At 73.5% G+C, this 19996-nt stretch carries 19 protein-coding genes; 10 read left to right on the top strand and 9 right to left on the bottom strand.

Features of this window, described 5'->3' with window-relative positions; genetic code table 11:
* Window positions 1-99 precede the first annotated feature (99 nt).
* The 4 genes from ACIPLC_RS33725 (at window position 100) to ACIPLC_RS33710 (ending at window position 4807) form a co-directional block, all read left to right on the top strand.
* Entirely contained in the window at window positions 100-2511 is a 2412-nt protein-coding gene (locus ACIPLC_RS33725; RefSeq protein ID WP_400476846.1) for an FHA domain-containing protein, read from the top strand.
* A gap of 129 nt (window positions 2512-2640) precedes the next feature.
* Entirely contained in the window at window positions 2641-3219 is a 579-nt protein-coding gene (locus ACIPLC_RS33720) for a hypothetical protein (RefSeq protein WP_400476845.1), read from the top strand.
* A gap of 170 nt (window positions 3220-3389) precedes the next feature.
* Window positions 3390-4376, top strand: a complete 987-nt coding sequence (locus ACIPLC_RS33715) for a serine/threonine-protein kinase (RefSeq protein WP_400476878.1) — start codon at window positions 3390-3392, stop codon at window positions 4374-4376.
* Between the two features lie 56 nt (window positions 4377-4432).
* Window positions 4433-4807, top strand: a complete 375-nt coding sequence (locus ACIPLC_RS33710) for a DUF1304 family protein (RefSeq protein ID WP_400476844.1) — start codon at window positions 4433-4435, stop codon at window positions 4805-4807.
* A gap of 43 nt (window positions 4808-4850) precedes the next feature.
* Here the strand turns inward: ACIPLC_RS33710 and ACIPLC_RS33705 are convergent, their stop codons facing one another.
* Window positions 4851-6188, bottom strand: coding sequence for a streptophobe family protein (locus ACIPLC_RS33705; protein WP_400476843.1), 1338 nt, complete (start codon window positions 6186-6188; stop codon window positions 4851-4853).
* A 450-nt stretch (window positions 6189-6638) separates the two neighbouring features.
* Between ACIPLC_RS33705 and ACIPLC_RS33700 the strand changes: the two genes are divergently transcribed.
* A complete protein-coding gene (locus ACIPLC_RS33700; RefSeq protein WP_400476842.1) occupies window positions 6639-7889 on the top strand; it encodes a DUF6777 domain-containing protein in 1251 nt (416 codons plus the stop codon).
* Window positions 7890-7956: 67 nt separating this feature from the next.
* Here ACIPLC_RS33700 and ACIPLC_RS33695 read toward each other — a convergent pair whose 3' ends face one another.
* Window positions 7957-8400, bottom strand: a complete 444-nt coding sequence (locus tag ACIPLC_RS33695; protein ID WP_400476841.1) for a winged helix-turn-helix transcriptional regulator — start codon at window positions 8398-8400, stop codon at window positions 7957-7959.
* A 140-nt stretch (window positions 8401-8540) separates the two neighbouring features.
* Here ACIPLC_RS33695 and ACIPLC_RS33690 point away from each other — a divergent pair, with 140 nt between their 5' ends.
* Together ACIPLC_RS33690 and ACIPLC_RS33685 are read left to right on the top strand one after the other, a co-directional pair.
* Entirely contained in the window at window positions 8541-9755 is a 1215-nt protein-coding gene (locus ACIPLC_RS33690; RefSeq protein WP_400476840.1) for an MFS transporter, read from the top strand.
* A gap of 69 nt (window positions 9756-9824) precedes the next feature.
* Window positions 9825-10277 carry a hypothetical protein gene (locus tag ACIPLC_RS33685; RefSeq protein ID WP_400476839.1) on the top strand — a complete coding sequence of 151 codons (453 nt, stop codon included), beginning with the start codon at window positions 9825-9827 and terminating at the stop codon, window positions 10275-10277.
* A gap of 73 nt (window positions 10278-10350) precedes the next feature.
* On the opposite strand, the gene ACIPLC_RS33680 is transcribed toward ACIPLC_RS33685, so the two are convergent.
* Both ACIPLC_RS33680 and ACIPLC_RS33675 read right to left on the bottom strand, forming a co-directional pair.
* Window positions 10351-11949: an LCP family protein gene (locus tag ACIPLC_RS33680; protein ID WP_400476838.1), complete on the bottom strand. Its 1599-nt coding sequence runs from the start codon at window positions 11947-11949 to the stop codon at window positions 10351-10353.
* A complete protein-coding gene (locus tag ACIPLC_RS33675; protein ID WP_400476837.1) occupies window positions 11942-12517 on the bottom strand; it encodes a DUF6542 domain-containing protein in 576 nt (191 codons plus the stop codon). Before ACIPLC_RS33675 ends, ACIPLC_RS33680 begins: the two co-directional genes overlap by 8 nt.
* Before the next feature lie 258 nt (window positions 12518-12775).
* Between ACIPLC_RS33675 and ACIPLC_RS33670 the strand changes: the two genes are divergently transcribed.
* Together ACIPLC_RS33670 and ACIPLC_RS33665 are read left to right on the top strand one after the other, a co-directional pair.
* Entirely contained in the window at window positions 12776-12982 is a 207-nt protein-coding gene (locus ACIPLC_RS33670) for an antitoxin (RefSeq protein WP_400476836.1), read from the top strand.
* A gap of 72 nt (window positions 12983-13054) precedes the next feature.
* Window positions 13055-13741 (top strand): transglycosylase SLT domain-containing protein, encoded by a 687-nt coding sequence (locus tag ACIPLC_RS33665; RefSeq protein ID WP_400476835.1) that lies wholly within the window; start codon window positions 13055-13057, stop codon window positions 13739-13741.
* 57 nt (window positions 13742-13798) lie between these two features.
* On the opposite strand, the gene galE is transcribed toward ACIPLC_RS33665, so the two are convergent.
* From galE to ACIPLC_RS33645, 4 genes are all read right to left on the bottom strand, one after another.
* The gene (galE, locus tag ACIPLC_RS33660; protein WP_400476834.1) at window positions 13799-14815 is read right to left on the bottom strand and encodes a UDP-glucose 4-epimerase GalE; all 1017 of its coding nucleotides are present in this window, start codon (window positions 14813-14815) and stop codon (window positions 13799-13801) included.
* 126 nt (window positions 14816-14941) lie between these two features.
* Window positions 14942-16075: a catalase family protein gene (locus ACIPLC_RS33655; protein ID WP_400476833.1), complete on the bottom strand. Its 1134-nt coding sequence runs from the start codon at window positions 16073-16075 to the stop codon at window positions 14942-14944.
* A gap of 52 nt (window positions 16076-16127) precedes the next feature.
* Window positions 16128-17480 (bottom strand): Dyp-type peroxidase, encoded by a 1353-nt coding sequence (locus tag ACIPLC_RS33650; RefSeq protein ID WP_400476832.1) that lies wholly within the window; start codon window positions 17478-17480, stop codon window positions 16128-16130.
* Window positions 17481-17553: 73 nt separating this feature from the next.
* Complete coding sequence (locus ACIPLC_RS33645; protein WP_400476831.1) at window positions 17554-18144, bottom strand: hypothetical protein; 591 nt, start codon at window positions 18142-18144, stop codon at window positions 17554-17556.
* A 278-nt stretch (window positions 18145-18422) separates the two neighbouring features.
* On the opposite strand from ACIPLC_RS33645, the gene ACIPLC_RS33640 reads away from it, so the two are divergent.
* On the top strand, window positions 18423-19100 hold the full coding sequence (locus ACIPLC_RS33640) for a GAP family protein (protein ID WP_400476830.1): 678 nt from the start codon (window positions 18423-18425) through the stop codon (window positions 19098-19100).
* A gap of 119 nt (window positions 19101-19219) precedes the next feature.
* Here ACIPLC_RS33640 and ACIPLC_RS33635 read toward each other — a convergent pair whose 3' ends face one another.
* Window positions 19220-19846, bottom strand: coding sequence for a hypothetical protein (locus ACIPLC_RS33635; RefSeq protein WP_400476829.1), 627 nt, complete (start codon window positions 19844-19846; stop codon window positions 19220-19222).
* Window positions 19847-19996: the final 150 nt, after the last annotated feature.

The following is a 19996-nucleotide window of genomic DNA, read 5'->3' as shown; positions in this document are numbered from 1 at the left end:
CGGGCACGCCGAACGATAGTGCCGCGCCGTCACAGTGGTCCAGTCCAATCCCGGGATCCGGAAAGGCCGCTGGGGCGTGGCGGCGATAGAATGCCCAGCATGGGAGAGCGCCCGGGCGCACCCACCGCGCCGCCCCTCGTCCTGGTCACCGACACCGGGTCGCTGCTGATCGACCCGGCCCTGGCCTACCACCTCGGCCGCGACCCGACCAGCGAGATCGTCCTGGACGACCCCCGGGTCTCCTGGCACCACGCGGTGCTGCGGGCCACCGACGGGCACTGGCGGCTGGAGGACGTCGGCAGCACCAACGGCACCTACGACCAGGGCCACCGGGTCGACCACGAGGACGTCGGCCCCGGCACCCGGCTGCGCTTCGGCGACCCGGCCGACGGCCCGTCCGCGACCTTCGCCGGCCTGCCCCGCCCCGACCCCGGCGAGCGGCCCTCCCTGCTCGCCCCGCAGGCCTCCGGCACCTTCCGCAGCCCCAGCTCGGTGCTCCAGCTGCTCGGCCGCACCGTCCGGATCGGCCGCTCGCGCGACAACGACCTGGTCCTGGACGACCTGGTGGTCTCCCGCCACCACGCCGAACTGCGCGAACTGCCCGGCGGCGGCCACGAGATCGTCGACCTGGACAGCCACAACGGCACGTACCACAACGGCCGCCCGGTGCAGCGGGCGCCGGTCGGCCCGGCCGACATCGTCGGCATCGGCCACTCCGCGCTCTGCCTCGCCGACGACCACCTGGTCGAGTACACCGACACCGGCGAGATCTCCCTGGACGTGCGGCACCTGGTGGTCCGGGTCGGGTCCGACCACCGGGTGCTGCTGGACGACGTGAGCTTCCCGCTCGCCGAGAAGGCGCTGCTCGCGGTGGCCGGCCCGAGCGGCGCCGGCAAGTCCACCCTGCTCAACGCGCTCACCGGGCTGCGCCCCGCCGACGAGGGCACCGTGCTGTACGACGGGCGCGACCTCTACCGCGACTACGCCGAACTGCGCCGCCGGATCGGTCTGGTGCCGCAGGACGACATCCTGCACACCCAGCTCACCGTCCGCCGCGCGCTCGGCTACGCCGCCGAACTGCGCTTCCCCGGCGACACCGCGAAGCACGAGCGGGAGGCCCGGGTCGTCGAGGTGGTCCACGAGCTGGGCCTGGCCGGTCGGGCCAACCAGGTGATCGGCAGCCTCTCCGGCGGCCAGCGCAAACGGGTCAGCGTCGCGCTGGAGCTGCTCACCAAGCCCTCGCTGCTGTTCCTCGACGAGCCGACCTCCGGCCTGGATCCGGGCATGGAGCGCTCGGTGATGCACATGCTGCGCGGGCTGGCCGACGACGGCCGGACGGTGGTCGTGGTGACGCACAGCGTGCTGAGCCTGAACGTGTGCGACCGCCTGCTGGTGCTCGCCCCCGGCGGCCGGACGGCCTACTACGGCCCGCCGGACGAGGCGCTGGCGTTCTTCGGGTTCGCGGAGTGGCCGGAGGCCTTCGAGGCCTTCGAGAACGAGGACCACGAGGCCTGGCAGCGCCGCTTCCGCACCTCCCCGCAGTACGACCGGTACGTCGCCGCCGAGGCGGTGTCCCTGACACCGGCCGCGGCACCGGGGGCGGCGGACGCACCGGCGGCACCGGGGTCCGCGGCGGCGGCGGCACCGGCGGCCGCGCGGGAGTCGGCCGGTCGGGAGTCGATCGGCCGGGAGAAGCCACAGGGCTGGTTCCCCCAGCTGGGCACCCTGGTGCGCCGGTACACCGCGGTGCTCGCCGCCGACCGGCTGTTCCTCACCATCATGGTGGCGCTGCCCTTCGTGATCGGCCTGATGTGCCGGGTGATGGCCGGCTCCCGGCTCACCCCGGACAACGCCGTCAACTGCCTGCTCACGCTGTGCATCGGCGGCCTGCTGACCGGCGCCGCCAACTCGGTGCGCGAGGTGGTCAAGGAGCGGGCGATCTACCGCCGGGAACGCGTGGTCGGACTGTCCAGATCGGCGTACCTGGTCTCCAAGGTGGTGGTGCTCGGCACGGTCACGGTCGCCCAGGCCGCCGTGCTGACCGTGGTCGGCCTGGCCGGGGTGAACCTCTCCTGGGCGGTGCCGACCGGGGTGGTGATGCCGCAGCTGCCCGAACTGATCATCGCGGTCGCGCTGCTGGCGTTCTCGGCGATGATGCTCGGCCTGGTGGTCTCGGCGATCGTGGACAAGGAGGAGGCCACCATGCCACTGCTGGTGCTCCTCTCGGTGGTGCAGATCGTCTTCAGCGGCCTGATGCTCAAGCTGCACGGCGTGCCCGGGCTGGAGCAGTTCGCCTGGCTGATCCCGTCCCGCTGGGGCATGGCCGCGATGGCCCGCACGGTCGAGCTGCACGGCATCTTCCCGACCTCGATCACCGCCGACCCGATGTTCCGCCACGAACGCGCCGGCTGGCTGTCCGACCTCGCGGTGCTGCCCGGCCTCGCGGTCGCGTACGGGCTGCTGGTGCTGGCCCTGCTGCGGCGGCACGAGCCCGCGATCATGCGGCGCTGAGTCCCGAACAGCGGCCCCGGGCCCCGGCCGACCAGCGCCGGTACAGTGGGAAGCGACCTGTGGTGCGAGTCCCATCGCTATGACCGCGCGCAGCCGCGGGCTCGCGCGGCGGAGGAAATGTAGCCGCCCATGGACGAGTTCGCGTTCCGCCCCACCCACGTCGCCCCACCGGCCGGGATGGCCACCTGGGCGGCCCCGGACCCGGCCCGGCCCGCCACCCGGCTGGACGCGCTGCTGCCGGTGCGGGTGGTCGCCCGGCAGGGCGACTGGGCGCAGATCCTCTGCTCCAACGGCTGGACGGCCTGGGTCGACGGCCGCCTGCTGGTCGCCCTCCCGGAGCCGCCGCCCGCCGCCGGGGGCCCGCCCGCCCGGACGGCGGACCCGCGCCCGGCGCTCGTGGAGGCCGAGGCCGCGGTGGCCCGCTACCGGGCCCTGCTGGAGGACCTCGCGGCGGGCGCCCTGGACCTGGAGGCCTTCCGGGAGCGGACCCGCGGCCTGCGGATCGGCCTGGTCGTGGACGCCGAGGCGCTCTGGGTGTTCGACCCGGTGCGCGACCGCTGGTGCTACTGCGACGGGCTCCAGCTCCAGACGTACGCGGCCACCGACCGGCCGTCCCCCACGCCGTCGCCCACGCCGTCGCCCGCCCCCGCCGCCCCGCCGGGGCCCGCGCCCGGTCCGTACTCCCCCACCCGGCCGGGCACGCCGTGACCCCGTCCGAACGACCCCCCGAACGCCCCCTCGACCGGCCGACCGCCCAGCCCGCGGCCCAGCCGGCCGCGCGGGTGCCCGAACACCGTCCCGACCACCCCGACCACCCCGACCGTGCCGACCAACCCGACCGTGCCGACCGGCCGTCCGCCCCCGGTCTGCCGGCCGGCATGGTCGGGCGACGGATCGCGGGCTACCGGCTGGAACGCGAGATCGGCCGCGGCGGCATGGCCGTGGTGTACCGGGCGAAGGACCTGCGGCTCGGCCGGACCGTCGCGGTCAAGCTGCTCGCCCCCGAACTCGCCCGCAACGAGGTGTTCCGGCAGCGCTTCATGCACGAGTCCGAGGCCGCCGCCGCGATCGACCACCCGCACATCATCCCGGTGTTCGAGGCCGGCGAGCACGACGGCATCCTGTTCATCGCGATGCGCTACGTCGAGGGCGGCGACCTGCGCGGCCTGATGAACCGGGGCGGCCCCTTCCCGGTCGAGCGGGCCGCCCGGCTGGCCCTGCAGATCGCCTCCGCGCTGGACGCCGCGCACGACCACGACCTGGTCCACCGGGACGTCAAGCCCGGCAACGTGCTGGTCGCCGCCGGGACGGACAGCGAGCACCCCGAGCACCTGTACCTGGCGGACTTCGGCCTCACCAAGAAGTCCCTCTCGCTGAGCGGGCTGACCAGCGTCGGCCAGATCGTCGGGACGCTCGACTACGCCGCGCCCGAGCAGATCTCCGGCAGGCCGCTGGACGGGCGCTGCGACCAGTACAGCCTCGGCTGCGTGGTCTTCGAGATGCTCGCGGGCGCCCCGCCGTTCCGCCGGGAGAGCGATCTGGCGCTGCTCTGGGCGCACCTCAACGACCCGCCGCCCACGCTGCGCGACCACCGGCCCGACCTGCCCGCCGCCGTCGAGGCGGTGGTCGCCCGGGCGCTCGCCAAGGCGCCCCAGGACCGCTACGCCAGCTGCCTGCAGTTCGTCGCCGAGTTGCGCGCGGCCACCGCCGTCGTGCCCGGCCGGAGCGCCCTGCCCGGACCGTGGAGCGGGGGCGGGCCGCCCACCCGGGTCGTCCCGGCGGTCGTCCCCGGGCTCGCCCCGGCGCCCGCCGTGCCCGAGCCACCCGCCTGGGCCGCCCCGGTCGTCCACCCGCCGCCGTGGTGACCGCCGCACCGTCCACCGCCGTCCGCCCGCCCGCCACACCCAGGAAGCCGACCGCCATGAACGCCGTGAGCCAGGTCTTCGCCATGATCGCCGCCGCGGTCCACCTCATCGCGTGGCCGCTGGAGAGCTTCCTGTACGGCCACCCCCGGGTGCGCTTCCTGCTCACCGGCAGCACGGCGGACGCCCCGGAGGTCCGGCTGTGGCGCTTCAACGTCGGCTTCTACAACCTGTTCCTGGCGCTCGGCCTGGTCGCCGGGCTGGTCCTGCTGCACTCCGGGCACGCCGCCTCCGGCCGCGCCGTGATCACCTACATCGCCGCGTTCATGCTCCTCGGCGGGATCACCCTCTGCGCCTCGGAACCGAGGGTCTGGCGCGGCGCCCTCGCCCAGGCGCTGCCGGCGGCGGCGATCCTCATCGCCGAGGCGTTCTGAGCGTGCGCCGCCGGACGCCCGGCCGAGTGGGGCGCTGGTGCCGTCACCCCGCCCCGGAGACCTCGCCCCGGCGGCCGGCGCGGGCGGCCAGCAGGGCGCCCAGGGCGCCGGCCAGCAGGCCCCAGCCCGCCGCCAGCGGGACGGCCGTCCACAGCACCGGGCGCAGGGTGAGGCTGCCGCTGCCGAAGCCGGCCAGCGGGTCGGGGCCACCGAGGAGGGAGCCGATCAGGTCACCGAGGCCGCCCTGGCCGACGCCGACGCCGAGCACCGACAGCCCGTAGTCGGCGTCCGCCCTGGTCCAGAGCCCGACCAGCAGCACCGTCACCGCGCTGGCCAGGGCGAACCGGACGGCGTGCTGCCAGAGCCGGACGGTGCGCGGCGAGCGGTACGCGGCGAGGAAGCCGGCCGCGAGCAGCAGCACGGCGGCCAGCGGCAGCAGCCACCAGCTGCGCGCGTCCTGGTCGGCGAGGGTGCTCAGGCTGATGGTGGCCTGCTGCCCGTCCGGCGCCCGCAGCACCTCGGCGAGCGGCTTGGGCACCGGCAGGCCGAGCGCGCCGCTGAGCCGCCCGTGCCACTGCGCGCCGAGCCCGACGCCGAAGGCCAGCCAGACCAGGTCGGGCAGCGCGAGCAGCAGCACGGCCATGGTCTGCCGGGCGTCACCGTGCACGAGCGCGGTCAGCACCCCGGCCGCCAGCCCGATCACCAGATACGCCAGCAGGACCAGCCAGAGCGCGAACGCGGCCGGGCGGACGGCCAGTTGGTAGGGCAGCAGGGCGCGCGGCAGCGGTGCCCGCCGGGACACCGCGAAGGTGCCCGCGAGGACGACGAGCAGCCAGGCCAGCCCGATGCCGACCGTGCTCAGGGCGTCCGCGTGGAAGCCGACTTCGGGGGTGAGCCCGAGCGCGCCACCGATGGTCTGCGCCAGGTCTCCGCCGAGCGGGACGACGAAGGTGTGCCGGGCGCCGAGGGTGAGCAGCACGAGGGCGACCAGCCAGACCACCACCGTCCTGGCGATCCGGCCGAGCAGTTCGCCGCCGCCGGCCACCGCGCGAAAGCGCAGCTGGCGCAGGAACACCTCGGCCATCACCACCGCGCCGGCCAGCGAGACGGACAGCGGCATGGCGCTGATCCCGGCACCCACGACGGCGAACTGCCCGGCTCCGCCGTCGAGTTGGACGGATCCGCCGACGGCCAGCGCCACCGTCCCGGCCAGCACGGACGGGAAGCCGCCGGCCGGGAGGTCGTCGGCACCGGCCAGCCAGAGGCCGAGCGCGGCCACCGCCGCCATCGCGGCGAACCCGGCCAGCACCACGGCGAGCGCGTCCAGCCAACCGCGCAGGGCGCCGGGCGGGCCCGCGACCCGGGTGGTGGGCTGCTGCATGGCGCCTCCTCGGTGCGTCGGGCTTCGCGTTCCAGGGTGGCCGACACCCGGCGGGCACGCTCGGCGACGCCTCCCGCACCTGCTGTTGCGGCGGGCGGGGGGGCAGGGAGGAAATGGAAGCCAGTGGCAGGAGCCTCCCGGGTCGGCGTGTCCGTCGGCCGCCTGCGAAACGGAGCCTCGATGAGTTCCCAACCGCCCCCGTCCGGCCCGCCGAGCGAGCCGCCCCACGGCCCCCCGTCCGGTCCGCTGGCCGGTCCCCCGTCTGGCGGCGGTCAGTTCGGGCCGCCGTCCGGGTCATCCGGCTCCTCCGGTCCGTCCGGCCCCTCCGGTCCTTCCGGCCCCTCCGGCCTCTCCGGTCCTTCCGCCGGCGATGGCCGGGGGCCGCGCACGCCGTGGTGGCGCTCCGGGCGGGGGCTCGCGCTGGCGGCCGGCACGGTGGTGGTGGCCGCGGTGGCCGCCGTACTGATCGTGAACAGCCAGGGCGGCGGCCACAACGACGTCCTGCCGGCCGCCAATGAGGTGGCCCTCCAGGCGCCGGCCGACCCGGGACCGGACCCGTTCACCCCATCGGTGGAAACCCAGGGAGTGAGCGCTCCCGCCCCCGCGCAGGCGCAGGCGCCGCAGTCCGGGCAGGCAGCGCAGTCCGGGCAGGGCGGCCGGTCCACGGCCGCCTCCCCGGCAGTGATCCACAGCGTGGAGGGCGGCTCCGCCGGGCTGTACGGCGGCACGATGGCCAGGCCCAGCTGCGACACCGAGCGCCTGATCGGGATGGTCTCCACCGGGGACGCCGGCCGCGCCTGGGCCTCCGCCGCGGGCATCCAGCAGTCCGCCGTCCCGTCCTACCTGCGCTCGCTGACCTCGGCGTACCTGCGGGTGGACACCCGGGTCACCAACCACGACTACAAGAGCGGCGCCGTCGCCGAGTACCAGTCCGCACTCCAGGCCGGCACCGCCGTCCTGGTGGACGCCCAGGGCGTGCCCCGGGTGCGTTGTTCCTGCGGCAACCCGTTGAAGCCGCCGGTGCTGGTGAGCGACGCCACGTACACCGGGAAGGCGTGGGCCGGATTCCAGCCGACCACGCTGGTCGTCGTGGTGCCGGCGCCGCAGCCGGTGACCGAGATCGTCCTGGTGAACATCGAGACGGGCGGCTGGTTCTCCCGGCTGACCGGGCGGATCGAGGTGGTCGACCGGAACGTCGGGCCGCCCAGGGGGCCGCTGGCGCCCGGCATCCCGCCGCCGGGGAAGATGACGCCCACCACGCCGGCGGGCAAGGCCACGGCCTCGACGCCGTCCTCGACCTCCGCCTCGTCCTCGACCTCCGGAGCGGCCTCGTCCGGGGCGACCTCCTCGGGCGCCACGTCCTCCGGAGCGACCTCGTCCGGGGCGAGATCCTCGGGCGCCTCGACCGGGACGGGCTCCGCCTCGGCGACGTCGTCCACCTCCTCGGGCACCCCCGCCGGGACGACCAGGACGAGCGGCACCTCGTCCGCGTCCACCGGCTCGTCCACCGGTTCCTCGACCGGCTCGTCCACGGGCTCCTCGACGGGGTCGTCCAGCACCACGACGCCGGCCCAGACTCCGAGCAGCAAGGCCCCGGCGACCACGACCGGCTCCACCGCGACGAGTACCACCACCGGCACCACCCCGACGGGCAGCGGGGTGCCGAAGACCGCGACGGCCGGGAGCACCACCCCCAGCTGATCCGCCCGACTCCCCCGGCACCACCCGGCACCACCGGCCGCTCATGGACCGGTGGCGGCGGCGCGTCTCAGGGCAGCAGCACCTCGGCGTCCTCGGGCCCGAGCACCCGGCCGCCGACCGTGCGGACCTCCATCGACTCGATCGGCGCGCCCGTCCCGCGTTCCACCAGCCGGGCGCGCGGCTCGCCCTCGGCGAAGAACCACTGGTCGCCCCACTGCCGCAGCGCGGTGATGACCGGGAACAGCGCGCGCCCCTTCTCGGTCAGCACGTACTCCTGGTACGGGCTGCCGTCGGCGGCCGGCGCGAGCTCGAACACCCCGTTGGCGACGAGGTTGGCGAGGCGGGCCGAGAGGATGTTCTTGGCGAGGCCCAGGCTCCTCTGGAACTGCCCGAAGCGGCGCAGCCCGTCGAAGGCGTCGCGGACGATCAACAGCGTCCAGCCGTCGCCGACGACGTCGAGCGGGCGGGCGACCGGGCAGGTCGACTCCTCGTGCGTGGTGCGCTTCGGCACTTCTCCCACCTTCCACCGGTCGGCGCCCAGCCTACCGGCGAGTTGTTGCGTGGTTGCTTATTGAAACCAGAATATGCCAGGGTGGCGCGGTAGCACTTTGAAACCAGTCCAGTCGTGCCCGCCACCAGGGAGCCCCACCCATGACCTCGCCCGTCCGCGCCACCACCCCCGGCCCCGCCTCCGACGCACCTCCACGCGGTCTGCCACCCGCCGCCGCCTGGCTCCTCTCCGTCGCCTGCGGCCTCGCCGTCGCCAACGTCTACTACTCGCAGCCCCTGCTCGACCTCATCGCCGAGGACTACGGCATCGACCCGGCCACCATCGGCCTCGTCGGCACCCTCACCCAGATCGGCTACGCCGTCGGCCTGCTGCTGCTCGTCCCGCTCGGCGACCACGTCAACCGCCGCACCCTGACCACCGCCCAGCTCGGGCTCTCCGTACTCGCCCTCGCCGCCGTCGCGCTCGCCCCCTCCGCGCCGCTGATGCTCGCCGCGATGGCCGCCGTCGGCGTCCTCGCGGTGGTCGCCCAGGTCGTCGTCGCGTACGCGGCCTCGCTCGCCGCCCCCGCCGACCAGGGCCGGGTGGTCGGCACCGTCACCAGCGGCATCGTGGTCGGCATCCTGCTCGCCCGGACCGTCGCCGGCACCATCGGCGACCTGGCCGGCTGGCGCGCCGTCTACGTGGTGTCCGCCGTCGCCACCGGCGCGATGGCCCTCGCCGTCGCCTTCGCCCTCCCGGCCGAACGACGCCGGCCGACCGGGCGGATCGGCTACCTCCGGCTGATCGGCTCGGTGTTCACGCTCTTCGCCGAGGAGCCCGTGCTCCGCACCCGGGCGGTCCTCGCGCTGCTCACCTTCACCTCGATCACCGTCCTGCTCACCCCGATGGTGCTCCCGCTCGCCGCCCCGCCGTTCAACCTCAGCCACACCCAGATCGGCCTCTTCGGCCTGGCCGGCGCCGCCGGAGCCCTGGGCGCCGGCCACGCGGGCCGCCAGGCCGACCGCGGCCGGGCCGAACGCACCGCCGGCATCGGCCTGTCGGCCATGCTCGCCGCCTGGATCCCGGCGGTCCTGCTGCCGCACTCGGTGTGGTGGCTGGTGCTCGCCATGGTGGTGATCGACTACGGCCTGCAGTCCGTGCACGTGGTCAACCAGCACTTGCTGTACCAGGTCCGCCCCGAGGCACAGAGCCGGCTCACCGCCGGGTACATGCTCCTCTACTCCGCCGGCTGCGCGGCGGGCGCGATCGGCTCCACCGTCGTCTACGACCACTGGGGCTGGACGGCCGTCTGCCTCCTCGGCGCGGCCACCAGCCTGGCCGCACTGCTCTACTGGCTCGCCGAGAACAGGAATTGACGAAGGATCAGAACACCACCTCCCCCTGGGGCGCCGACACCGCGTCGCGGGGCGGGTATCGTCCGGCCCATGAAGGCAGTGCTACGCCGGGTGTGGTCCCTTCCGTTGGCGGGCGCGGTGGTCTCGCTGCTGGTGCTCTGCTGGAGCCTGTTCGCCGCGTCCGCGCAGTGGCGGGCCGCGAACCGCATCGACGCCGCTCCGCTGCGGGTGGACGGGACGGTCAGCGCGGCGGCCCTGCGCAAGGGCGGCTGGCTCTACACCGTCACCTACCGGGTGGGGGACCGCGCCTACCGCACGACGGCGCTCGGCCTCAAACGGGTCGGGCGGCCGCGCGTCGGGATGACCGTCCCCCTGGAGGCGGCGGCGGACGACCCGGCCACGGTCCGCGTGGCCGGTGACCGCTACCCCAACGACGACATGCCCGCGACCTACGTGCTGGCCGCGGTGGGCGCCACCGCCGTCCTGCTGTGGCTGGTCGGCCTGCTCGTACGGCGGGCCCGGGACTGGACTCCCCACCCGTGACGGCCGGTTCGGCCACCGGGCCCGGTTCGCCCACCGCCTCGCGTGGACTCACCGAGCGGCGCCCGCCGCCCCGTCAGTCCACGCAGGGGATGCCGCCGGCCTTGACGGCGGGGCCCTGCATGGGGAGGCCGGCGGCGGGGTCGGTGGCCGCGTCGGTCGGTGCGATGGCGGCGGCGGAGGGGCTGGGGGTGCGGGTGGCGGCGAGGGTGACGACGATGTGGCCGGGCGCGACGGCGGCGGCCGCGGTGGCGGTGACGCCGTAACGGGTGGCGAGCTGCTGGGCGTCGGCCTTGGCACCGCTGCCGTAGGTGACGGTGGTGGCCCTGGTCCTGGCGGCGGCGTCGCCGATCTTCCCCGGCTGGTAGCCGAGTTCGGTGAGGGCCTTGGACTCGGCGGCGGCCACCCCGGCGCCCGCGACGGCGTTGACGTCCGCGACGGCCTTGGTCGCGGTCGGGGAGGCGGCGGACGGCGAGGGGGTGGCGGTCTCGGTGGCCGCCTCGGTGGCCGCCTCGGTGGGCGCCGGGGCGGCCGGGACGGGGGCCGGCTCGCGGTTGAACAGCTGCCGGACGATCTTCTTGATCAGCTCCGGGTTGACGGTGTTGACCTCCTGGCCGCCGACGGTCTTGAACCCGGTGATCGGCAGGGTGTTGAACTCGACGTTCCCACCGGTGAGGTTGGGCGCCTGCTGGGCGAAGTCGAGGATGTTCCACTCGTTGTCGATGACGACGTCCTTCTTCACCACCCCGAAGAGCTTCTGCATCTGCCCGAAGTCGTTGAGGATGCCCTGCTGTTTGAGCCGGTACTCGACGGAGGAGATGAACGCCTGCTGCCGGTGGGTGCGGTCGAGGTCGCCGTTGGCGAGGTGGTGGCGCTGGCGGACGAAGGAGAGGGCCTGGGCGGCGTTGAGGGAGCTGATGCCGGCGGGGAGCTTGAGGCCGGTGCCGCCGCCTTCGTGGGTGGCGGTGCGGGCGGTGATCGGATCGTCGACGGGGTGGTTGAGGCAGACCTGGATCGGCTCGACGGCCTTGGCGATGTCGTAGAAGCCGATCAGGTTGACCTCGGCGAAGTGGTCGATCGGGACGTCGAGGAAGCTCTGCACGGTCTGGATCGTGGCGGAGCGCCCGGCTTCGCGGCTCTGCCGTTCCAGGTCGGCCTTGGAGAGCCCCTTGCCGGCGAGCTTCTGCTCGGCGGCCACCTTGGCGATGCCGTAGGCCTCCTTGATCTTGTGCATCTTGCCGTCGGCGCCGGCGGTCTGCACGTAGTCGTCGCGCGGGACGGACAGCGCGGTGACCTTGCCGCCGTTGGCCGGGATGTGCAGGACGATCAGGGCGTTGGTGTTGTAGCCGCCGATCTCGCTGGACCCGGCGTGCAGTTCGTCCTCGACGAACTGCTTGGGCAGGTCGTTGCCGTCCATGTCCTTGCGGCTGTCGAGGCCGATCAGCAGCAGGTTGACGGACTTGTCGAGGTGGGGCGGGGCGTTCTTCTTGGCCTCGCTCAGCGCGGTGGACTTGGTCATGCCGTCGTCCAGGCTGCGGTACTCGTACCAGGTGAAGCCGCTGGCGCCGAGGACGGCGATGGAGACGGTGCAGGCGAGGGTGCGCCCGGCGACGGTGATCGGGGCGGCGCCACGGCGCGGGGCGCGGCCGCGCGGGCGGTCGGCGCGTTCAGCCACGACGGCTCCTTCCGGTCGGGGTGCCCGCACTGCGGGGTCGTCGGCGGTCGAGCGCGGCGCGGACCGCGACGACCAGCAGCGCGGCCGCCACCGCCGCCGCCATCACCGGGAACGCCCCCACCACCCACCGCAGCGCGCCGGTGCCGAGTTGCTTGCCCTGGTAGGCGTCCCGGTTCGCCAGGTACTCGATGCCGGCGGCGCCGAGCAGCACCACGAGCGGGGCGGCGGTGACGACCCACCAGCGGCCGGCCCGGCTGCACAGCGCCGCCGCGGCGCCCGTCCCGCCAACCGCACCGACCGCGAAGAGCACGCCGACGCCGGGGCCGCCGAGCTCGTCCGCGACGCCGCCGAGGACGGGCAGGCCGACGGCGGTGAGCAGCACCGGCAGCCGGCCGCCCCGGCGGGCCTGCGGGCGGCGGCGGGAGGCCGCGGCCCGCTGGGGGCGGACGGCGGGCGGTGCGGCGGGGTCCGCCGCGTCGGCCGCGCGCGAGCGCTGCGCGGGCAGGGCGGGGTCCTCGGTGCGCGGTCCCGCGTCCTGGTACGGCGTTCTCGCCCGCTGCCCGGCCATGCGCACTTCCCTCGCTCGTTTCGGCTGCCGCGGCGCGTGCGCGCCGCTGTGCGTGCCGGGACGTGTTCCGTCCTGGTGGCGGTTCCCACCTTCTACAGGGATGTAGAAGGTGGGCTGGAGCATACAAACCCATTTCAGCAAAGTCACCCGCCGTCCTCCGGTAGCGGCCGAGCGCCCGGTGGGCCGTCGTTAGGATGGTCATGATCCCCGCCACGTCGGCACACCATCAGGAACGCGTCAGAGGAGCAGAGCGTCACCATGTTTGAGAGTCTGAAGAACCTCGCGGACAAGGCCACCGACCTCGCCCGCGAGCACAGCGACGTGCTCGGGCAGGGTCTGGACAAGGTCGGCGACGTGATCGACAACCGCACGGACGGCAAGTACAGCGGCCAGATCGACACCGGCGTGGAGAAGGCCAAGGGCTTCCTGCGCAACCTCGACGGCGAACAGAAGCCGGCCGAGTAGCCTGCCACCGGGCACGATCGCCAGCACGACGGTCGAACAAGGGCACGGGCGGACGGGGAGGGGTCGGCAGCGGTGAGCGAGGAGCAGAAGGGGTCGCGCTGGGGGCGCTGGCTGGTCGTCGGCGTACTCGTCGCGGCCGGGTGGGGCATCGTCCACGGCGGTGACCACCCCACCACGGCGACGTCCGGCGCCACCCCGTCCGCGACCCCCTCCCCGGACGGTGCCGCGCCCTCCGCGTCCGCACCGGCCTCCGCCGCGCCGTCGAAGCCGTCCGGCCGCTACGACCCCGCCGACTACGCGGCCCCGGTGCGCCAGTACGCCGCCGAGGCCGGGGTCAACCCGCAGCTGCTGATGGCGATCCTCTACAACGAGTCGTACAAGCCGCACGACCCGGAGCTCGAACGGGCCTGGCAGCGCAGCAAGCCCGAAGCCTCGTTCGGCATCGCCAACATGCACCGCGCCGCCTTCGACGACACCAAGCCCGGCCGCCCCTTCGCCGCCCGCCAGTGGGAGGAGCTGCCGGACGACCGCAACCTGGCCGTCCAGGCGGCCGCCTGGCACCTGCACGACCTGGCCGGGCAGCTTCCGGCGCGCCCCGGCGCGCCGCTGAACCGCGACGAGCTCCTCGCCCTCGGCTACAACGCCGGCGCGGGCAACATGCTGGCCTTCGCGCGGGGGGTCAAGGTGGGCGCCCAGGCGCAGTCCTACCTCGACCGGCTGCACGACAACTGGGCCAAGTCCGGCACGGCCGTCCAGTAGCGCGGCCCCCGGGCCCTGGAGAGCGCGGGCGCCCCCGCAGGCGCCCGCGCCGGGGGGTCAGCTGGCGTCGAGGCGGGCGGCCCACTTCGCGCGCCAGGCCAGCGCGTCGGCGACCCCCTCGGCGATGCCCCGCCGCGGCTGCCAGCCGAGCAGTTCGCGGGCGGTGTCGACGGCGGCGTAGCAGCCGATCACGTCACCGGGCCGGGGGCCGGCCTCGCGGACGTCGAGCGTCACGCCGACGGCCTGCTCGAAGGCGGCGATCAGTTCGCGCACGGTGGTGCCGTCGCCCGTGCCGACGTTGATGACCCGGTAGCGGTCCTCGGCGCCCTCGGCGATCACCTGGTCGAAGCGGACCAGCGCCGCGACGTGCGCCTCGGCGAGGTCCCGCACGTGGACGTAGTCGCGGATGCCGGAGCCGTCCCTGGTCGCCCAGTCGACGCCGGTGACGGTGAACGGGGTGCCGTTGGTGTGCGCCTCGATCAGCTTGCCCAGGGCGTGGGTGGGGTTGAGGTCCTGGAGGCCGGTGCGCAACCGCGGGTCGGCGCCGATCGGGTTGAAGTAGCGCAGGGCGATGACCCGCTGCCGCTCGGCGCCCTCCCCCCGGGTCCAGTCCTGGAGCACCTGCTCCATCATCAGCTTGGTGCGCGCGTAGGGGCTGTTGGCCTCGACCGGGCTGCTCTCGTCGACCCGCGCGTCCGGGGTGGGCGCGTAGATGGAGGCGGAGCTGCTGAAGACGACGCGGGTGCAGCCGTGGCGCTGAAGGGCGTCGAGCAGTTCGACGGTCTTGCCGACGTTCTCCCGGTAGTAGTACAGCGGCCTGGCCACCGAATCCGGGACGACGATCCTGGCCGCGCAGTGCACGGCGGCGTCGATGTCCGGGTGCTCGGCGAAGATCCGGTCGAGCAACGCCGCATCGGCGATGTCGCCCTGGTAGAACACCTTGCCCTCGACGAACTCGGCCCGGCCCTTGGACAGGTCGTCCAGGATGACCGGGGTGATGCCCTGGTCGAGCAGGGCGAACGCCACCGAACTGCCGATGAATCCCGCGCCGCCGGTGATCAGGACCTTCTTCATGCGCGGACGCTCCCTTGCGGTCGGCCGGGCGCCCGGTGGCGCCCGGTGACTTCTGGGACGGTGGTTCGCGCTCGATGGTTCCGCCTGCGGATCCCGCGGCGCCGGGCCGTACGCCTGGCCGTACGCCTAGCCGTGCGCCGGGCCGAATGCCTCGTCGATGCTGCGCGGCTCCGTGCGCGGCTGCCGGTTGAGCCGGTGGCGCTCGATGGAGGAACGCCGGTAGACCTCCTTGCGGGCCCGCATGATGTTGCCCAGGGGGGCGTGCTCGGCGGTGACCCGCCAGGGCGTGAAGGACAGCGCGTCCATCCGCTCCAGATTCTCCGGGCCGGAGATGTCCTGCCGCGGCAGCCGCAGCCTGGCCACGGTGACGGATGGCGAGAGCTGCTCGGGCCACTCCACGGTGGTGTCCTCCACCGGCATGCGCTCCAGGTCGGTGCAGAGCTGGACCTGGATGTCGAAGGCGTAGGGGCGCTCCTGAAGCTCGGCTTGCAGGGCCGGTCGGAAGACCTCCGCCGCCGAGGCCGGGTCGATGGCGCGCCGAACCACCGCGGCGGCGAAGGCCGGGTCGGGGGTGATGCGCACCTTGGCGATGTAGTCCCCGTGCCTGACCGCTCCCATGGTCCAGTAGCTCGACAGCAGGACGTTGACCGGGGGGATCTTCGACAGGCGGACGAAGGCCAGGAATTCGTCCCACGCCCAGTCGTCCTGGTCCAGCGTTCCCTTTCCGGTCACGAAATCGGTGAAGAAGCGATGTGCTCCGGGTCGGCCCTGAGAGAAGTAGGCGGGCGCGTTCAGGAACAAGTCCTGGATGAACAGGTAGTGCTCGACCGTATTGCAGAAGAAGATCGGCGCGTTGATGTTGGCGTAGTCGAATGTGCCGGTGTCCGGTTCGTCTTCCAGCAGGGTCGGGCCAGCGATGTCGAAGATCTTCAGCGCCAGTCCGGTGGCGCTGCCCAGTCGCGCGTCGGCTCCGGCGTGAGGCGAACCGTTGGAGAAGCGGATGAGCGCATCGTGGGTGCCCGGAGTCGCGTAGATGCCCTGGGCGTACTCGGGGGGAAGCCCGTCCAGGATCTCCACCTGCCCCCGGACCAGCCCGTAGCCCTTGGCGTGGGCGTCGCGAAGGGCCCGGCCGGTGCCACCGGCGCCGACCGACTCGCCGATGTAGCTCTCGGTCTTTTCAATCACCGTCTGCAGGTCGCGGTCGAAATGCGGATCGTCGTCTTCGACATCCGGCGTGTAGGGGACGAACTGCGCTGCCATGGATTCGACCTCTCCTCCGAGCGTAGTGAGGTCCGAGGGGCGGAGATCTCCCTCAGCCCTCCGACTCCGCGAGCCAGCGCAGGGCGCGCAGGCCCGGCAGGAAGCAGTACTCGCCGCCGCGGGTGACCACGAAGCTGGGAAGGTTCTGCAGGCGGCGCCGGATCGGCTTCTCCGGGATGGTGGCGCTGCCGGTCCCGTCGTGATGCCCGGCTACCGGGTCCTTCTCGCCGGGGTAGCCGATGAAATTGCCGTCGTTGACCCACTCGGCCTTGATGAATTCGAACTGCCGCTCAAGATGGGCTCCGATGAAGACGCCGACGAGGCCCCGGTCGGCGCCGTCGTCCTCCAGCACGCCCTCCGGCAGCGGCGGGCCGTAGGTGGTGCCGCGGCGGATGAGGCGGTGCATCCGTGCGTCGCCGATGATGGTGGCATCGCGGGGGTTGTTCCGCCGGATGTGCGCACCGGCGGGGCACCGGAAGCCGCGATCGTCGTTCTCCCGGTACAGGAAGTCGTTCACGCGGTGCGGATCCGCCGCCAGCTCCGGATCGTCGTGCTCCGGCGCCAGGGTCAGTGGCGCCCCGCTGGGCCAGCGCCCGACCATCTTCGCCGCCAGGAGTGCCTCCTCCTCGGCGCTGGAGCTGTTCGCCCGCAGGTACCGGCGCCAGGCCGCCACATCGGTGTGGATCTTGCGCACGGCCACGTAGGTCCCGTTGCGCCCCAGCACCTCGGGGCTGGGCATCGGCGGCAGGCTGCCGGTCTCGTCGGCGTAGCCGAGGATGAACTCGCCGGCCTTGATGGGGACTTCCTGCGGGTTGGAGCCGGGCAGTCCGACGCCCTCGATGTTCGGATGGCTGATGCCGTCGCGGAAGCCGAAAGTGGTGCGCCCGGTCGGAAGCTGATGGACGTCCTGCTGCCAGATCACCTGGACACCGGGCGTGTCCTGGAAGGCGACGCGGGCCCGCTCCAGTTCCCGGTCCAACTGCGCCGCATCGGAGGCGAGGGCGCTCAACGCGATGTGGACGTCGCCCGTTCCGAACGGTGCCTCCCAGTGGGCCGGGCCGCTCTCGCCCACGTCACCGATCAGCTCCGCCCGAGCGGCCATGCCCTCACGAAACGCCTGCGGAAAGCTTTCCAGCGACTCCTGAGGCACCCCCAGGGCCCTCAGCCCCTGGTACGTGAAGGCCACCGCCACCCAGGCGCCCCGGTTCGGGTCCACGCTGGGCAGACCGCCCGAGGTCAGCGGGAGTAACCGCCGCAGCAGGGCACGCCCGGCGTGGCGGTCGTCGACGCGCAGGAAGACGAACTTTCCCTGGTACGGAACCGGCCGGGGACGCAGGGCCCCGCTCTGGACGTCGTCGATCTCTACGCCCGCATCGGCTGCGCTGCTGCTGTCCGCCGTGTTCATGCCTGCCTCTGCCTCCGTATCGGTTCCTGTATCGGTTCCTGTATCGGTTCCTGTATCGGTGTCTGTCCGGCTGCTAGGCCGCGGCTTCCTCCAGCAGCTTCTGGAAGGCGGGCGTCGCCAGCAGCTCCGCGTTGGCCGGGTTCTCCAGTGCCGCCCGGAACTCGGGGGTGTCCAGCACCGCCTGGAACGCCTCGTTCACGCGCTGGTCCTTCCAGATCTGCTGAACGGTCAGATCGGGGTAGGAGCTGACGAAGACACCCGCGGGTTCCTGGTGAGCGACGAACCAGTCCTTCGCCCCCGGATCGCTGACGCCGGGGAACCCTTCGCTGTGCGCGAAGACCCTGTCGAAGTTCGCTCCGACCGCCGTCTTGCCGAAGTCGTCGATGTAGGTGTCCCAGGAGCCGTCGAAGACGCTGGCGAACATGAACCGGGTGTCGTTGTCGAAGATCACATGACGTGCGTCGTGCAGGGTGCCGATCTGGCGCAGCGCCGCGCGGTTCCCCTCGTCAACCGACGTGGCGGCGATCTTGGCGAGGTCCTCCCGCAGCGCGTCCGCATGGCCCGGCTTAATCTTGGTGAAGACCGTGAACTCGCCACAGACCCCGTCTTTCCTGCCCGGACGCTCGGGTTGAGCCGGCCGGGTTGCACCTGTCGTTGCGGTCATCGTGAGAGCCTCCTGCCGCGGATCGGTGCGAGGGGCGCCAAGCGCCCGAAACGAGGCGCCATCGCCCTCACCCTCAATCCTGGCCGCCTGCGCACCGCCTCGCACATCCGGCCCGGGACGAGGTGATCACCCGGGGTGGCTTCACCCGAGCGCTCCGAGAAGCTCCGGAGGACAGGTTCGCGAGGGCGCAGGAAAATGGAACCGGGAGCTGCCGATCCGGTCGTCGTCACGTTCTCGGGCAACCCGATCGCGGCCCTGACCCTCATCTGGAGGCAAGCATGGGCAAAGTCCTCGGCGACGTCCTGGGGCTTGCGGCCGGTGTCGCGATCAGCCCGCTCCCGATCATCGCCATCATCCTCACCCTCGCCACGCCCCGGGGACGTCTCAACGGATCGCTCTTCGCCGTCGGCTGGATCCTGGGACTCTCGGCACTGGGCGCGGTGATGCTGGCCATCGCCTCCCCCGCGGGTGCCTCCGCCCACGATCACCCGGCCACCTGGGTGGGAGTCCTCAAGCTCGCTCTGGGCGTGCTCCTCCTCCTCTTCGGCGCCCGGCAGTGGCACCGGCGCCCGGTGGATGCCTCGCAAGCTCAGCTGCCGAAGTGGATGGGCGCGATCGACCGCCTCACGCCGCTCAAGGTGTTCGGACTCGGAACGGCCCTGGCCGCGCTCAACGTCAAGAACGCCCCGCTGACCATCGCCGCAGGCGCCGCGATCGGCTCGACCGGACTACCGGTCGGGCAGCAGATCGCGTCGCTGGCGATCTTCGTCCTGATCGCCTCCCTCGGCCTGCTGGCCCCACTGGGAGTCTTCCTGCTCGGAGGAGAGCGAGCGAAGACCACGCTCGGCGGCTGGAAGGACTGGGCAGCCCAGCACAACGTCGCCGTGATGGCGGCCCTGTTCTTCGTTCTCGGGCTGAAACTGCTCGGAGACGGCATCTCCATCCTCACCTCCTGACCACCTCCTGACCGGCGTGGCGGTGCGGTCCGGTCAGCTGGGCGGGCAGCGCGGGCACCGGCCGCGACTGCATCGGCGCGGACGGTGGCCGCAACCCCGACCTCCCGGGGTCAGAACACCTAGTGCCGGGGGCGGCGGCGGAGCCAGAAGCCGGTGGCGACCAGCACGACGGCCGCGACGGCGGTGCCGATGGCGGCCCAGGTGGCGGCGTCGGGTGTGGTGTCGGAGCGGGTGTCGCGGGCGACGGCGCGGGCCCGGGCGGCGCTCTCGGCGGCCAGCGGGGCGGTCGGGGCCGCAGGCGTGGGCGTGGGAGCGGGCGCTGGTATGCCGCCGGAGGCCCCGGCCGTCGCCCCCGGCAGCGGAGGATCGCTGCTCACCGTGGCCTCGACGTCGAGTTCGCCCTCGCCGTGCCCCGGCGAGGGGAACGCGCAGTCGACGCTCACCCGCCAGTGCCCGGCCGGGAGGATCTCCCGGGTGGTGTACGTCCCCGGCTCGCCCAGGACGGCGACCAGGCGCCAGGGGCCGACCGTGCGCCCGTCCGTGGCCGTCGCGGCCAGCGTGCCGGTGAACTCCCCGGTGACCGGGTCGTGGTCGTTCTCCCAGGTGGCGACGGTACTGACGTGGCCGTTCCGCTGGCCGGAGACGTCCAGGTGGACGGTTTCGCCGTGGGCGGCGACCGGCACGGCGGCGGGCAGCACGGCCGCACCGGCGAGGGCGAGGGCGACGACGAGGGGTCGGGTTCGCATGGCGGGAAATCCTCGTGAGGGGTGAGGGGCAGGAAGCGGTGGTGCCGGGTGCGGGCGCCGCCGCCGCCTCGGCCTCCGACACCGCGCAGTGCCAGCAGACCGTCACCGTCCAGCCGAACACCACGTACACCCTGTCCGGCTTCGTCCGCG

Source organism: Kitasatospora sp. NPDC086801 (assembly GCF_044745805.1).
Classification (GTDB): domain Bacteria; phylum Actinomycetota; class Actinomycetes; order Streptomycetales; family Streptomycetaceae; genus Kitasatospora.
Note: the sequence above shows the minus strand (reverse complement) of the source record. Positions and strands in the feature narration are given on the sequence as shown.

Bases quoted from the DNA above. Each gene is read 5' to 3' on its own strand.
- ACIPLC_RS33725 (WP_400476846.1), top strand. From the start codon at position 100: ATGGGAGAGCGCCCGGGCGCACCCACCGCGCCGCCCCTCGTCCTGGTC.
- ACIPLC_RS33720 (WP_400476845.1), top strand. From the start codon at position 2,641: ATGGACGAGTTCGCGTTCCGCCCCACCCACGTCGCCCCACCGGCCGGG.
- ACIPLC_RS33715 (WP_400476878.1), top strand. From the start codon at position 3,390: ATGGTCGGGCGACGGATCGCGGGCTACCGGCTGGAACGCGAGATCGGC.
- ACIPLC_RS33710 (WP_400476844.1), top strand. From the start codon at position 4,433: ATGAACGCCGTGAGCCAGGTCTTCGCCATGATCGCCGCCGCGGTCCAC.
- ACIPLC_RS33705 (WP_400476843.1), bottom strand. From the start codon at position 6,188: ATGCAGCAGCCCACCACCCGGGTCGCGGGCCCGCCCGGCGCCCTGCGC.
- ACIPLC_RS33690 (WP_400476840.1), top strand. From the start codon at position 8,541: ATGACCTCGCCCGTCCGCGCCACCACCCCCGGCCCCGCCTCCGACGCA.
- ACIPLC_RS33685 (WP_400476839.1), top strand. From the start codon at position 9,825: ATGAAGGCAGTGCTACGCCGGGTGTGGTCCCTTCCGTTGGCGGGCGCG.
- ACIPLC_RS33675 (WP_400476837.1), bottom strand. From the start codon at position 12,517: ATGGCCGGGCAGCGGGCGAGAACGCCGTACCAGGACGCGGGACCGCGC.
- ACIPLC_RS33670 (WP_400476836.1), top strand. From the start codon at position 12,776: ATGTTTGAGAGTCTGAAGAACCTCGCGGACAAGGCCACCGACCTCGCC.
- galE (WP_400476834.1), bottom strand. From the start codon at position 14,815: ATGAAGAAGGTCCTGATCACCGGCGGCGCGGGATTCATCGGCAGTTCG.
- ACIPLC_RS33655 (WP_400476833.1), bottom strand. From the start codon at position 16,075: ATGGCAGCGCAGTTCGTCCCCTACACGCCGGATGTCGAAGACGACGAT.
- ACIPLC_RS33650 (WP_400476832.1), bottom strand. From the start codon at position 17,480: ATGAACACGGCGGACAGCAGCAGCGCAGCCGATGCGGGCGTAGAGATC.
- ACIPLC_RS33645 (WP_400476831.1), bottom strand. From the start codon at position 18,144: ATGACCGCAACGACAGGTGCAACCCGGCCGGCTCAACCCGAGCGTCCG.
- ACIPLC_RS33640 (WP_400476830.1), top strand. From the start codon at position 18,423: ATGGGCAAAGTCCTCGGCGACGTCCTGGGGCTTGCGGCCGGTGTCGCG.
- ACIPLC_RS33635 (WP_400476829.1), bottom strand. From the start codon at position 19,846: ATGCGAACCCGACCCCTCGTCGTCGCCCTCGCCCTCGCCGGTGCGGCC.